This is a genomic window from Hyphomicrobium sp., from assembly GCF_003987855.1.
Taxonomy (GTDB): Bacteria; Pseudomonadota; Alphaproteobacteria; order Rhizobiales; family Hyphomicrobiaceae; genus Hyphomicrobium_B.
This window is the reverse complement of the sequence record NZ_RXIZ01000012.1, coordinates 26164-38705: the sequence shown is the minus strand read 5'-3', so window position 1 is coordinate 38705 and position 12542 is coordinate 26164. Positions and strand designations below refer to the sequence as shown.

11 protein-coding genes are annotated in these 12542 nt (G+C 61.6%); 4 read left to right on the top strand and 7 right to left on the bottom strand.

The annotated features are described in order from the left end of the window. Positions 1–2: 2 nt before the first annotated feature. The 6 genes from EKK30_RS10280 to EKK30_RS10255 all read right to left on the bottom strand — a co-directional run bounded on the left by EKK30_RS10280 (position 3) and on the right by EKK30_RS10255 (position 7856). The gene (locus EKK30_RS10280; protein WP_290984242.1) at positions 3–1415 is read right to left on the bottom strand and encodes a TolC family protein; all 1413 of its coding nucleotides are present in this window, start codon (positions 1413–1415) and stop codon (positions 3–5) included. Between the two features lie 51 nt (positions 1416–1466). After that, positions 1467–1721 carry a hypothetical protein gene (locus EKK30_RS10275; protein ID WP_290984240.1) on the bottom strand — a complete coding sequence of 85 codons (255 nt, stop codon included), beginning with the start codon at positions 1719–1721 and terminating at the stop codon, positions 1467–1469. A gap of 631 nt (positions 1722–2352) precedes the next feature. Beyond that, positions 2353–5511, bottom strand: coding sequence for a CusA/CzcA family heavy metal efflux RND transporter (locus tag EKK30_RS10270; protein WP_290984238.1), 3159 nt, complete (start codon positions 5509–5511; stop codon positions 2353–2355). Continuing rightward, complete coding sequence (locus EKK30_RS10265; RefSeq protein WP_290984237.1) at positions 5508–6980, bottom strand: efflux RND transporter periplasmic adaptor subunit; 1473 nt, start codon at positions 6978–6980, stop codon at positions 5508–5510. Before EKK30_RS10265 ends, EKK30_RS10270 begins: the two co-directional genes overlap by 4 nt. Then, entirely contained in the window at positions 6977–7372 is a 396-nt protein-coding gene (locus EKK30_RS10260) for a FixH family protein (RefSeq protein ID WP_290984235.1), read from the bottom strand. Before EKK30_RS10260 ends, EKK30_RS10265 begins: the two co-directional genes overlap by 4 nt. Positions 7373–7475: 103 nt before the next feature. Next, entirely contained in the window at positions 7476–7856 is a 381-nt protein-coding gene (locus EKK30_RS10255) for a hypothetical protein (protein ID WP_290984233.1), read from the bottom strand. A gap of 275 nt (positions 7857–8131) precedes the next feature. On the opposite strand from EKK30_RS10255, the gene EKK30_RS10250 reads away from it, so the two are divergent. From EKK30_RS10250 to EKK30_RS10235, 4 genes are all read left to right on the top strand, one after another. Further along, positions 8132–10489, top strand: coding sequence for a heavy metal translocating P-type ATPase (locus EKK30_RS10250; RefSeq protein ID WP_290984231.1), 2358 nt, complete (start codon positions 8132–8134; stop codon positions 10487–10489). A 67-nt stretch (positions 10490–10556) separates the two neighbouring features. Beyond that, positions 10557–10799 carry a DUF2933 domain-containing protein gene (locus tag EKK30_RS10245; protein ID WP_290984229.1) on the top strand — a complete coding sequence of 81 codons (243 nt, stop codon included), beginning with the start codon at positions 10557–10559 and terminating at the stop codon, positions 10797–10799. A 5-nt stretch (positions 10800–10804) separates the two neighbouring features. Beyond that, positions 10805–11179 carry a hypothetical protein gene (locus tag EKK30_RS10240; RefSeq protein WP_290984227.1) on the top strand — a complete coding sequence of 125 codons (375 nt, stop codon included), beginning with the start codon at positions 10805–10807 and terminating at the stop codon, positions 11177–11179. Between the two features lie 21 nt (positions 11180–11200). Then, positions 11201–11488, top strand: a complete 288-nt coding sequence (locus EKK30_RS10235; protein WP_290984225.1) for a DUF5676 family membrane protein — start codon at positions 11201–11203, stop codon at positions 11486–11488. Positions 11489–11496: 8 nt separating this feature from the next. Here EKK30_RS10235 and EKK30_RS10230 read toward each other — a convergent pair. Continuing rightward, a partial coding sequence (locus tag EKK30_RS10230; protein WP_290984223.1) for a Y-family DNA polymerase occupies positions 11497–12542 on the bottom strand: 1046 nt, incomplete at its 5' end.

The window sequence follows — 12542 nt, the reverse complement described above, 5'->3', positions numbered from 1 at the left end:
TCCTATTCACTTTGTGCGTTAGCTTGGGTCTGCCCCGACGGGCCACCAGAAAGCCCCCCTCCTCCGGTTGTCGCGGCATGCAAGTCGGCTTCAGCAATCCAGAAATCACGCTTAGCTTCGATCGCCCGCTGGTTGGCCGCGATGCGATCGCGCGAATCGGTCAGCAAGCCGAATAGGTCGGAGAGCATGCCGTTGTAGTTGAGGAGGGTTTGCTCGGAGATCGTATCTCGCAGCGGCAAGACGGTTTTTTCGTAGTAGCGAGCGATGTCGTACGAGCCCCGGTATGCTTGGTAAGCCTGACGGGCGTCGGCGCGGGCGTTGACCGACTTGTCGATAAGCAAATTGACGGCGCGCAGATACGTTTCTTCCGCCCGGCGGGTCTTCGTTTCACCAAAATCATAGATCGGGATTTCAAAGGTGAGCCCGTAGCCGCTGCGCGGTGTGCGTTCTCCCTGTCGAATCTCGTTGCGGTCGACTCCGCTCGCTTCGAGCGTGTTGATGAAGCGCGTTGCGTGGGTAAGGCCATACTCCTTGGCCAGCGCCGCAAGCTCCATGCGGGCGATTTGAATATCGACGCGCGTCGTGACGGCTTGCGTCTCCACGTCAGCCATCGTTCGCGGCGAGGATGGGAGGGGCGGCAGCTTATTCGGCAAGCGGTAGGTTAGGTCACTGCCCCAAAGCCCAAGTGCGCGGTTGAGAGCCTCGCGCTCGCTGCGCTGTCTGAGGCGCGCAGTTGCGAGTTCGCCGACGACTTCCGCATAGAAGGCGTGTTCCCGGGCTTGCTCGAGCTTAGGCATTGCGCCGGTCTCGCCAAGCTTTTTCGCGAGTTCCGACACAGCCTCGGCCGAGATGCGGGACTGTTCCAAAAAGGTGACCGTTTGCGCCGCAGCCACCGCGCGGTAGTACGCGCGGCGCGCTTCCCATGCGGTAGACAGGGTGGCCTGGACCGCCCGCGCCTGCGCCACCTTGAAACGGTCTTCGGCGATTGCCCGTCGACGCGGCAGAGTCAGCAACGCGAGAATATTCTGCGTGACCTGGCGTTCGATCTCGAGTTCGGCGCCCGTGAGATGCACCAGGGAGAATGACGGCGCGGGCGGCAGGCTTGCTTCGACCAGCTCCGTCTCGGAGACGCCCAGTTCGTTGTAGGCCGCCTGGAGCGCGCGGTTGTTGAGCAAAGCAATCTCGACAGCTTTGTTGACGGTGAGTGGAGTGGCTATGAGCGCGGTTACGCGCGCGTGCGCGGCGGCTGCGTCGGCCTCGTTCCTGATTTTAAGCGCCGCTGTTCCGACGATGGCGCCAGTTTGGTCTGCGACAAGTGTCATTCCGCCGTCCTTCGAAAACGTCGCGCATCCGCCGAGAAAAAGTCCGACAGTCGCGATTGCGATGATGGTGCCGGCGCCCCCGCGCCGCCCCATCCCCTTCTCTCCCCCGTGCATGGACTTCACATCTCCTTCGGCCTGCGCTGATCAGTGCATGTCATGTTCGGGCACATCCTTTCCGTTGGATGGTGCGGGCGCGACGCGTCGGTTTACGTCGCCCCACGGCGCAGGGTCGACCGGCTGAAAGGCCTTGGCGCCGGCATTGACCGGTGCGTAACCCTGGCCATTGTCGGTACGGACCGGCCGGTCGGGCATAGGACCGCTATACGGCCATGGAGGTGGGTCATCGCTCCAGCCTGCGAGCGCGGGGATGAGCAATGCTATCGCCAAGCGATTCAGCATTGGAACCTCGTCGGGTGATGAGGGCCGGACGCGTGCCTGCTAGGGCGCGCCCTGATTTGATGTTGATGGTGCGGGCGTCGTGTCCGACCCGCAAACGGCTGAGGTCCTCAGCCGCGTCCTGCTGGACGCACTTAGACTCTTGGCGGCCTTTCCAGACCGAAGAGGCTTCTCATACGCGTGGCTGCTTCGTCGGTCGGAAGCCCAACGCGTTCGACACTGGTGTGATAAGGCAGGCCGGTCGAGCCATCGGTGATAGCTGAGGCAGACGGCCCGCAAGGCGCGCAGTGAGACATGCCTTCACAACAGCATGAACCCGTGCAGTGCCCGGACGGAAGTGAAGATCCGTTTTCGAAGGAGCGGGAATGGCCCGCTTGGTTGGAGCCGCCGCTTTCCGTATCAACTGATGCGCTTAGCGAACGTTCATGGCCGTAGGCGCCATGCGCGTTTGCCGCCGCCGGGAGTCCCAGCAGCGCGACGAAAGCCACCGCCAACAATGTAAGCCAGCCGCGCACGTTGATTCGGATCCTTAATCCTCCCGGCATTGTCGAGACCATTCGATCCTAACTCAAGACCTCATATGGGCAAGGGTTCCACTGTCGCAAGCGATGTTGTCGCGGCGCAACTCCGATGGTCATGATTGCGGCTCGATCACCCTGCCATGGGCGGCTCGATACGCTCCAGCGGGGAGTCGCCACCCTTTGACCAGCGCGTAGATGGCAGGAATGACGATAAGCGTCAGCAGCGTGGATGACACCATGCCCCCAATCATCGGCACGGCGATGCGTTGCATGACTTCAGAACCCGTGCCGGTGCTCCACATAATGGGCAGAAGTCCCGCCATGATGGCGACCACCGTCATCATCTTCGGTCGCACGCGTTCGACCGCACCGACCATGATGGCACGATGGAGATCGGAGCGGGTAAAGGGCCTTTGCTCCAGGAAGCACTCCGCTTGAATTTCTCGCGAAGCGTGGTCGAGATAAATCAACATGATGACACCGGTCTCGGCGGCGACGCCGGCGAGCGCGATAAACCCCACTGCGACAGCAACGGACAGGTTGAAGCCGAGCCACCAGAGGAGCCAAAAACCGCCGATGAGTGCGAACGGCAGCGACAGCATGACGATGAGGGTCTCGGTCAAGCGCCGGAAGTTGAGGAACAGCAGCAGGAAAATGATCATCATTGTCACTGGCACCACCAGCTGCATGCGGGCCTCGGCGCGTTCGAGGTATTCGAACTGGCCACTCCACACCAGGTAGGTTCCGGGTGGGAGCTTCACCTGCTCATTCACCGCCTTGCGCGCGGCTTCCACGTAGCCGCCGAGGTCGCGGCCCCGGATGTCGACGTAGACGTAGGTGGCGAGCTTGGCGTTCTCGGTGCGGATGGTAGTTGGGCCCTGCGTGAGCTTGATGTCGGCGATCTCGCCCAAGGGCACCGTTCCGCCATTCGGCAGTGACACCACCACGTCCTTGGCGATCGCCTGCGGGTCGGAGCGCAGGTCGCGCGGATACCGAAGCGCGACCGTATACCGTTCGCGGCCCTCCACCGTTGTCGTGAGGGGTTCGGCGCCGAGCGCCATCGAGATCACATCCTGCAGGTCGGAGATCATGAGGCCGTAGCGGGCCAGCTGCTCGCGATTGGGCAGAATTTCGAGGTAGTATCCCCCCATCACACGTTCGGCATAGGCGCTAGAGGTGCCTGGGACCGATTTCAGGACGGTTTCGACTTGTCGGGCGACCTGATCCATCTGGGTGAGGTCAGAACCGATTACCTTGACGCCCACGGGCGTTCGAATTCCTGTCGACAGCATGTCGATGCGCGCCTTGATTGGCATCGTCCAGGCATTGGAGACGCCGGGGAACTGCAGCGCCTTGTCCATTTCCGCGATGAGGCTGTCGGTCGTGACGCCTGGCCTCCATTCCTCTTTCGGCTTGAGGTTCACCACCGTCTCGAACATCTCGGTGGGCGCCGGGTCGGTGGCGGTTTGAGCGCGTCCCGCTTTGCCGTACACCGAGGCAACCTCCGGGAACGACTTGATGATGCGGTCCTGCGTCTGCATCAGCTCCGCCGATTTTGTGATCGACACGCCGGGCAAGGTGGTCGGCATGAACAGCAGCGTGCCCTCATTCAAGTTGGGCATGAACTCGCTGCCGACCTGCGTAATCGGCCACACCGATACAGCGAGGATCGCCACGGCCAGCATGATGGTCAGCGTCTTGGCCTTGAGCACACCCTTGATCACCGGCCGGTAGACGGCGATCAGCAATCTGTTCAGAGGGTTCTTCGCCTCGGGGATGATGCGGCCGCGCACGAAGAGGATCATCAGCGCCGGCACGAGCGTCACCGACAGGATGGCGGCGGCCGCCATCGCGAAGGTTTTGGTGAAGGCGAGCGGACCGAAGAGCCGACCTTCCTGCGACTCCAGCGTGAAGATCGGCAGGAACGACACGGTGATGACCAGCAGCGAGAAGAACAGCGCCGGGCCGACCTCCGTCGCTGCCTCTATGAGAATCTCGGTTCTGGGCTTGCCCGGCGGCGCGCGCTCGAGGTGCTTGTGGGCGTTCTCAATCATCACGATGGCGGCATCGATCATGGCGCCGATTGCGATGGCAATGCCGCCGAGGCTCATGATGTTGGAGCCGAGGCCGAGCAACTTCATGGCGGTGAAGGCCATGAGGATACCCACCGGCAGCATCAGGATGGCAACGAGCGCGCTGCGGAAATGCAGCAGGAAGACAATGCACACGATCGCGACAACCACGCTTTCTTCGAACAACGTGTGTTTCAAGGTCTCGATGGCGCGGTTGATGAGCTGCGAGCGGTCGTAGACCGGAATCACTTCCGTGCCTTTGGGAAGCGACGGCATGATTTCCTTCAGGCGTTCCTTGACGTTGTCGATGACGGTCAGCGCATTGGCGCCGGAGCGCTGCAAGGCGATGCCGCTGGCCACCTCCCCTTCCCCGTTGAGTTCCGCGATACCGCGCCGCTCGTCGCCTGCGATTTCGACATGAGCGACGTCCTTGAGCAGCACCGGCGTGCCACCGTCAGACTTGACCATGACGTTGTTGAGGTCGTCGATGCTGCGCAGGTATCCTCGGCCACGCACCATGAACTCATGCTCTGACAGTTCCAGCGTCCGGCCGCCGACATCCATGTTGTTGCCACGGATGACGTCACGGATTTTGGATAAAGGAATGTTGAGCGCGCGCAGGCGGCTTGGGTCAACAACCACGTTGTACTGCTTGACGAAGCCGCCGACGCTGGCGACCTCGGCGACGCCTTCGGCCTTCGAGAGTCCGAAGCGTACGTCCCAGTCCTGCATCGAGCGCAGGTCGGCGAGGGATTTATTCGGCGACTGCAGGACGTACTGGTAGACCCAGCCGACGCCGCTGGCGTCGGGGCCCAGCGTCGGGGTGACACCGGTGGGCAGGCGCTTGGCGGCAGCGCTAAGGTATTCGAGCACCCGCGAGCGCGCCCAGTAGATGTCCGTGCCGTCCTCGAAGATGATGTAGACGAACGACACGCCGAAGAAGGAGAACCCGCGCACCACCTTGGAGTGCGGCACCGTCAGCATCGCTGTGGTCAGCGGATAGGTGACTTGGTCTTCGACCACCTGCGGCGACTGGCCCGGGAATTCGGTGTACACAATCACCTGCGTGTCCGAGAGGTCGGGGATGGCGTCGAGCGGCAGTGTCCTCACCGCCCACACGCCCGCCACCACCACGAACGCGGTCGCGATGAACACCAGCATCAGGTTTTTCGCCGACCAGGCGATGAGGCGGCCGATCATTGGCTGGCCTCCGTATTCGAACGCGACGTCGGAGACGTTTCCTTAAACCCGCTCAGCGCCGATTGGAGATTGCTTTCCGCGTCGATGAGGAAGTTGCCGTTGACGACGACCTTGTCGCCTTCGGAAAGGCCGCTCAGCACTTCGCGGAATCCGTCACCTGTCCTGCCGAGTTTGACGTCGCGGGGCTCGTAACGGCCGTCGCCGAGATCCACCAGCACCACCTGTCGGTTGCCGCTGTCAATCACAGCGCTGGACGGGACCGCAAGCGCATCGGCGTTGCCGCCGGTGGCGATCTCGACATTGCCGTACATATCCGGCAGCAGCGCAATATCTGGATTTGGCAGCTCGACGCGGACTTGCGCGGTGCGCGTCTCCTTCACCAGGTGTGGGTAGACCACCGTCACCCGCCCCTCGAACGTGCGGTTCGGATACGCGCGCGTGGTGACTTTGACTCGCTGTCCTGGTTTGACGGCGGCGATATCTCCCTCGGCAACATCGGCCATCATCCAAACCGAGGTGTGGTCGACGATGCGGAAGCCGACGTCGCCGGCCTTGAAGCCCTGGCCGTCGCTCCAGTTGCGTTCCAACACGTCGCCGCTGATGGGGGCGCGGATGGAGAAGGTGTCCGGCACCTTGCGGTCGCGTTTGACCTCGTCAATGAAGTCCTGGGTGACGCCAAGGTTTTGCAGACGGCGCCTGGCACCAACCACACCGCCGGGGCCTTTGAGGCCGGGGGGCGTGAATGCGTCGTCGCCACGGGTCCATCCGGAATTCTGTTCGATGAGCAGACGGGCAGCCTGGTCGAGAATCGCTTGGCCGAACACCGTCGCCAGAACGTCGCCCTCGTGGACGTGCGTGCCAGTGGTTGCATCGCCGACCTTGACCACGTAGCCGTCGAATTTGGGCGCCACAACTGCGACGCGGCGCTCATCGATCGTCACCGTGCCCGGCGCCTGGATAGTGCGGGTAATGGGATGCCGGCTCACCGCCACCGTTTCCACGCCGGTACGCTGGATCTTGCCCGGAGAGACTTTCACCGAACCGTCGTCGCTGTCCTCACCCTCATAGACCGGGATGTAGTCCATCCCCATCGCGTCCTTCTTGGGCGTGGGGGAAGTGTCCGGCAGGCCCATCGGGTTGCGGTAGAACTTGATCTTCTTGGCGCCCGCTGGTGCGTCGGCGACCTGCGCAGGCGCAGCCTTGGCCTTCGGATCGAACGACACGTCCTCGCTGGCCAGCACAGGCACGTAGGCTTGCCCGCCGTCAGTGTTGCGCGGCGTCAGCGAATAGAGCGGTTTGCCGTCGGGGTCACGGTAATAGATCACCGGTCCTGTCGCCGCCGGGTGATTTTCGGTCATGGCGGCGGCGGACGTCGGCAACTGGAGCAGGCCGGTCTGGCCGGCCCACAAGCCGGCTCCCGCCGCAACCAAAATGGCTGCGACGGAGGCCAATCCCTTGAGCGGGCTCATTGGGTGGCCTTGACGATGAGCTTGTTCTCGACCGTCCCGGTCTCGCCCTGAACCTTGGCGCCAAGAGACAGGGACCACCTGCCAGCCATCCCGAGTTCAGTCTTAAACGTATAAACGCCGGGTTCAGTCGATGAGGTGAGCTCGATTGGGGCGGCCATCATTTCCATGCCGTCCGGGCCCATGTCGATGCGCTTGGCAAAGATCACGGCGTCGGCGATGGCGCGGCCCGAGGGCTTGTGCACCAGCTTAACCGAGAGGGTTGCCGGGCCCTCCTTCACTTCCTTATCGAGCAGTTGGAACTCGTAATCTTTCACATCGGCAAGCGCCGTACTGGCCATAGCCATGAGCAGCGCGACGCCGGTGGCGGCCGCGCGCAATGAGGAACTCTTCATAATGGATTTCTCCTGTTGTCGTGAACCGGCGCGGGCCCCAATGGCCACGCGCGCGAGGAGCCACGGCGTCAGCCGCAGCCGCAGTACGCCCGGGGGGCGCGGTTCAGACGCTGGGAGGTCGGAGGAGCGGCGCTATCGATGAGCCGGTGGTGACGGCGATCGGCACGGGCACGAGGCGCTCCGCGATCACGTCACGGGAAAGCCTCGCCTCTGACACCGGGGCGGGCAACGGTTGGAAACATTTCACGAGACAACTGCCCATCTCGGGGCAGACCTTCTGCGGGCAGTCCGGGCACGACTTCATCGGCTTCTGGCAGGGCATCTCGCCCTTGGCATCCGCCATCGTCATGGAATGGGAAACCGCAGGATGGGTCCCGGCCATGGCCAGGGCATAGGTCGCGGTGAGAGGCATGGACAGGAGCGCCCCGAGCATGGCGAACATGCCGAGCGTCACGAACCAGCGCTGGTAAAAGCGGTTTCTCACGGAACTCAAGGTGGCATAGCTCGGCCGTTGGGGCAAGCCACCCGTCCGAAAGGGCCGCACAACGGATTTAAGCAGGTTTGCCAAGGGGTGACACTTCTTGGCGCTCAATCCACGCCCGCCGCAAAATCTGCACGGACGTTGACTGCTCGTGATGGGAAAGCGTCAGGAGCAAATAAAACCCCGACTGATGTTTCAATCGGATGAGTTGACGAACATCAACGCGCGGCACACCCTCCTCCGATACCCCCCCGGGGTAACACGAAAGGGCCTGATCCATGTCGCCGCAGCATTCTCACCATCCCTCCGGCGCTCATTCCGATGCGTCCGGCAGCTCCGCCCGGGCGAAGGATCCGGTATGCGGGATGTCGGTCGATCCCCTTACCGCGAAAAACGCGTACGCCCATGCCGGTCAAACGTATTACTTCTGCAGCTCCCGATGCAAAGACAAGTTCATAAGCGCGCCAGAGCAGTTCCTCGCGCCGGCACAGAGCGCGGGGACGCCATCCATGCCGGCCGGCGCGATCTACACCTGCCCGATGCATCCGCAGATCCGACAGATAGGGCCGGGCACGTGCCCCATTTGCGGCATGGCGCTGGAGCCGGAAATCGCCAGCTCTGAACACGGAGAGCATCCAGAGCTCGCGGACATGCGCAAGCGGTTTTGTATTGCTCTTATCCTGTCAGTGCCTGTGATCGCCCTGGAAATGGGAGGACATCTTACCGGCTTGCACCAATGGCTCGGTCAACAATCGTCAAACTGCCTCCAGCTGTCGTTTGCGACGCCCGTCGTCCTCTGGGCAGGGTGGCCGTTTTTCGTCCGAGGCGTCGCGTCGGTACGAACGGGCAACCTGAACATGTTTACGCTGATCGCGATGGGCACTGGCGTGGCTTGGATCTACAGCGTTGTAGCCACGCTTTCTCCGCAGCTGTTCCCCATCACAATGCGCGGAATGGACGGCGCTGTCGCGGTGTACTTCGAAGCGGCGGCGGTTATCACTGTCCTGGTGCTCCTGGGGCAAGTGCTCGAGTTGAAAGCGCGCGAGGAGACGAGTGGCGCTATACGCGCGTTGCTCGATCTCTCCCCAAAGATGGCTCGGCGCCTGCGTGACGACGGAACTGACGAGGATGTTGGCCTGGACCAGGTCCGCGTGAGCGACAAGCTGCGTGTTCGCCCGGGTGAACGGGTTCCAGTCGACGGTCTAATTGTCGAAGGCCGAAGCTCGATCGACGAATCCATGGTGACCGGAGAATCGATGCCGGTGACGAAAAACATCGGCGAAAAGGTCATCGGTGCGACGATGAATCAATCGGGCGCGTTCGTCATGCGAGCCGACAAGGTCGGACGAGACACGATGCTCGCTCAAATCGTGCAGATGGTGGCGCAGGCTCAACGCAGCCGCGCTCCCATTCAAAGGCTTGCAGACCAAGTCTCGGCCTGGTTTGTGCCCGCCGTTATTGCCGTGGCTGCATTGGCGTTCATTGCCTGGGCGATTTTGGGGCCAGAGCCACGGTTCGCGTATGGCCTTGTGGCGGCGGTCTCGGTGCTGATCATTGCCTGTCCGTGTGCGCTTGGACTCGCGACTCCGATGTCGATCATGGTTGGCGTCGGCCGAGGCGCCCAGTCAGGCGTGCTTATCAAGAGCGCCGAAGCGCTCGAGAGATTTGAGCGGGTCGACACGCTCGTTATCGACAAAACCGGTACGCTCACGGAAGGTAAGCCCAGCGTTGTCGCCATCAAAGCTTTCGGCATCGACGAAAACGAGTTGCTCCGCCTCTCAGCGAGCCTCGAGCGGAATAGCGAGCATCCTCTCGCGGCCGCCATCGTTCGGGCCGCAAATGAGAAGGGCTTGATCCTAACCTCACCCCAGAGTTTTGACTCACCCGTGGGCAAGGGCGTGAAAGGCTCCGTCGATGCACGACATCTGGTCATCGGCAACAAACACATCATGCGTGACGCAGCTATCGACACGGCTAGCCTTGACGATGCGGCCGATCAGCTTCGCACGGAGGGAGCAACAGCGATCTATGTGGCTGTAGACGGCCGAGCGGCCGGATTGATCGCAATCGCCGATCCCATCAAACCAACCACTCCCGAAGCCATCTCAGCTCTCAAGGATGCAGGCCTACAGGTGGTGATGCTCACCGGCGACAACCAAACCACCGCGACGGCGGTGGCTCGAAGGCTCGGCATTTCTGATGTCGAAGCCGAGGTGTTGCCGGAAGACAAAGGAAAGATTGTCGCCAAATACCGGTCTCAGGGTCGGGTCGTCGCGATGGCCGGTGATGGCGTCAACGATGCCCCGGCTCTTGCGGCCGCCGACGTTGGCATAGCCATGGGCACGGGGACGGATGTGGCCATGGAAAGCGCAGGCGTCACACTCCTCAAGGGCGATCTTACCGGGATTGTGCGCGCGCGCCGCTTGTCAGCGGCAACCATGTCGAACATTCGGCAGAACATGTTCTTCGCCTTTGTTTACAACGCCGCCGGGGTCCCGGTCGCGGCGGGCGTCCTCTATCCCCTATTTGGCGTCCTTCTTTCTCCTATCATTGCAGCGGCCGCAATGTCGCTCTCGTCGGTAAGCGTGGTGGGTAACGCCCTCCGCTTGAGACACGTCCGGCTCGATCGGACCTGATTGTCTTGACAGGGATCAATGTCGGACCGGTGCACCGGAAGCATTGTGCGACTGAAGGAGAAAGGCCATGGAACAGGTCTATCCTCAATCGGGACGGTCGCTAAAGCCCCGAGCGACGCTCGTCTTCCTGGCTTTTGCGGCCATTGCCGTAGCGCTGCTTTGGCAGGATCACAGCGCGCACCTCCTTGGCATCATCCCTTGGCTCTTTTTGCTCGCATGTCCTTTGGCGCATGTCTTTATGCATCGAGGGCACGGCGCTCAACGCCAACAACCGTCGGCTCAGCGGCCTTCGACAGACACTGAAGGATAACAGACATGAAGGAAACTTTTGCGGGAGTCGCTGTTGCGACAATGCTGGCTCTTCCAATTGCTGCATCTGCCGAGAACGCCGCACCTAAAGCGGACTCGACAACAACATCATCATCGATGAACTGCCCCATGATGGGTGGCATGCAAAGCAACATGGGCAAAATGGCAACCGAAATGAATGCCATGATTGGCCGTATGCAGGATCCCTCCATGAAAGAGCACATGCAGAAGATGCATGACCAGATGGTCGACATGATGAGCAACATGGGCGGGATGAAGGGCGGCGCGATGATGGGCGGGCAGACACCGCCAAAAAATGGCGCCTCAACGCCGTCGCCAGATCTACCGGACGAGCATAAAGCCCATCACCCCGAGCAGTGATTTACGCCGCCCAGAAGTGCCATGACCAAAACCGAGCCCCTGACCTATTTCCCGTCGATGTTCGCGACCTGTATGCTGTTTCAGGTCATCTACGTGCTGTGCGTGGTGCTGTGGGCATTGTTCCCAGAGCTTAGGGGCCACGCTTTTCTGCTCGACATTTTCCCGCAGTTCAAACTGCTTGACGTTCAGAGTTTTTTCTACGGCCTGATCGCCAGTGGCGTGTACGGTTGGATCGTGTCGGCAACTTTTGTGTTGTTCTACAATTTATGGCCGACCGTAGCGGGCCTACTCTGGAGAAGGGCCGCTTGAAGTTGACGTCATCGCACGTCGAGGATCTCGCTCCATTCGGTGGTGTAACGCCTTGACCGCCGCTCCGCACGTAGCGCCCAACGTTGTCGCGTGCCGCACGCGGCGTAACGCAGGGTTTGCCGCCCGTGCTGCAGATTCACCCGGTCGATAACATGCATGAGGTCTTTGCTCTTCTGGCTGTCCGGGGCTGTCAAGAGGTCGCCCTGGATCGAGCCGCAGGCCGATAGCTCTGACAGTTCCACACCCGCTTTCTTGTAGCGATAGCCCTCGCGCCAAAGTTTTCGCGTTAGCCACATCGCAGCCCGGAGCAATCGCGCGGTGTCGGCAGTGGCGATCGGCAATGCCACCGCCAAGCCATTGTCGTATTGCGCGTCATTGGCGTTGAAAGGATTGGTCTGCAGGAACACGCCGAGACGGCACGCGTTGAGGCCCTGTCGCCGGAGTTTTGCTGCCGCGCGCTCCGTAAAAGTGCTGACGGCTTCTTCCATGCCGCGCAAGGTGGTCACAGCTTCACCGAAAGACCGCGAGGCGATGATTTGCTTGTTGGCGGGATTGATCTCCACCAGGTGCTGGCATGGCGTTCCCCGGAGCTCCAACATGGTGCGTTCGAGGACAACACCGAAATTCCTGCGGACAAAGTCGGGATTCGCGTCGCGTAATGCGAGGGGGGACGCAATGCCGAGCGCGCGAAGGCGTTTGTCCAGGCGGCCCGCGATGCCCCAGATATCAGTGAGCTCCAATGCTCTTAAGGCCTCGGTTTGCGCGCCTTCGGTGAGGATTTCGCACACCCCTCCCCGCCCCGGGTTCATCTTGGCTGTACGGTTGGCCACCTTAGCCAGTGTTTTGGTGGGTGCGATGCCGACGGACACAGGGATCCCAGTCCACTTCAGTACCTCAGCACGAAGTTGATGGGCATGCGGGAGCAGACGTGCCTCACATCCCTCCAGGCTCAGGAAGGCTTCGTCGATGGAATAGATTTCAAGCCTGGGAGTAAAGGTCCTGAGAACTGTCATGACCCTCGCGGAGAGATCGCCGTAAAGCGTGTAGTTGCTGG

What these genes read in the sequence shown, in the direction of transcription:
- EKK30_RS10235 (WP_290984225.1), top strand. Translation starts at nt 11,201, where the DNA reads ATGACCAAAACCGAGCCCCTGACCTATTTCCCGTCGATGTTCGCGACC.
- EKK30_RS10245 (WP_290984229.1), top strand. Translation starts at nt 10,557, where the DNA reads ATGGAACAGGTCTATCCTCAATCGGGACGGTCGCTAAAGCCCCGAGCG.
- EKK30_RS10240 (WP_290984227.1), top strand. Translation starts at nt 10,805, where the DNA reads ATGAAGGAAACTTTTGCGGGAGTCGCTGTTGCGACAATGCTGGCTCTT.
- EKK30_RS10265 (WP_290984237.1), bottom strand. Translation starts at nt 6,980, where the DNA reads ATGAGCCCGCTCAAGGGATTGGCCTCCGTCGCAGCCATTTTGGTTGCG.
- EKK30_RS10270 (WP_290984238.1), bottom strand. Translation starts at nt 5,511, where the DNA reads ATGATCGGCCGCCTCATCGCCTGGTCGGCGAAAAACCTGATGCTGGTG.
- EKK30_RS10275 (WP_290984240.1), bottom strand. Translation starts at nt 1,721, where the DNA reads ATGCTGAATCGCTTGGCGATAGCATTGCTCATCCCCGCGCTCGCAGGC.
- EKK30_RS10260 (WP_290984235.1), bottom strand. Translation starts at nt 7,372, where the DNA reads ATGAAGAGTTCCTCATTGCGCGCGGCCGCCACCGGCGTCGCGCTGCTC.
- EKK30_RS10250 (WP_290984231.1), top strand. Translation starts at nt 8,132, where the DNA reads ATGTCGCCGCAGCATTCTCACCATCCCTCCGGCGCTCATTCCGATGCG.
- EKK30_RS10280 (WP_290984242.1), bottom strand. Translation starts at nt 1,415, where the DNA reads ATGGGGCGGCGCGGGGGCGCCGGCACCATCATCGCAATCGCGACTGTC.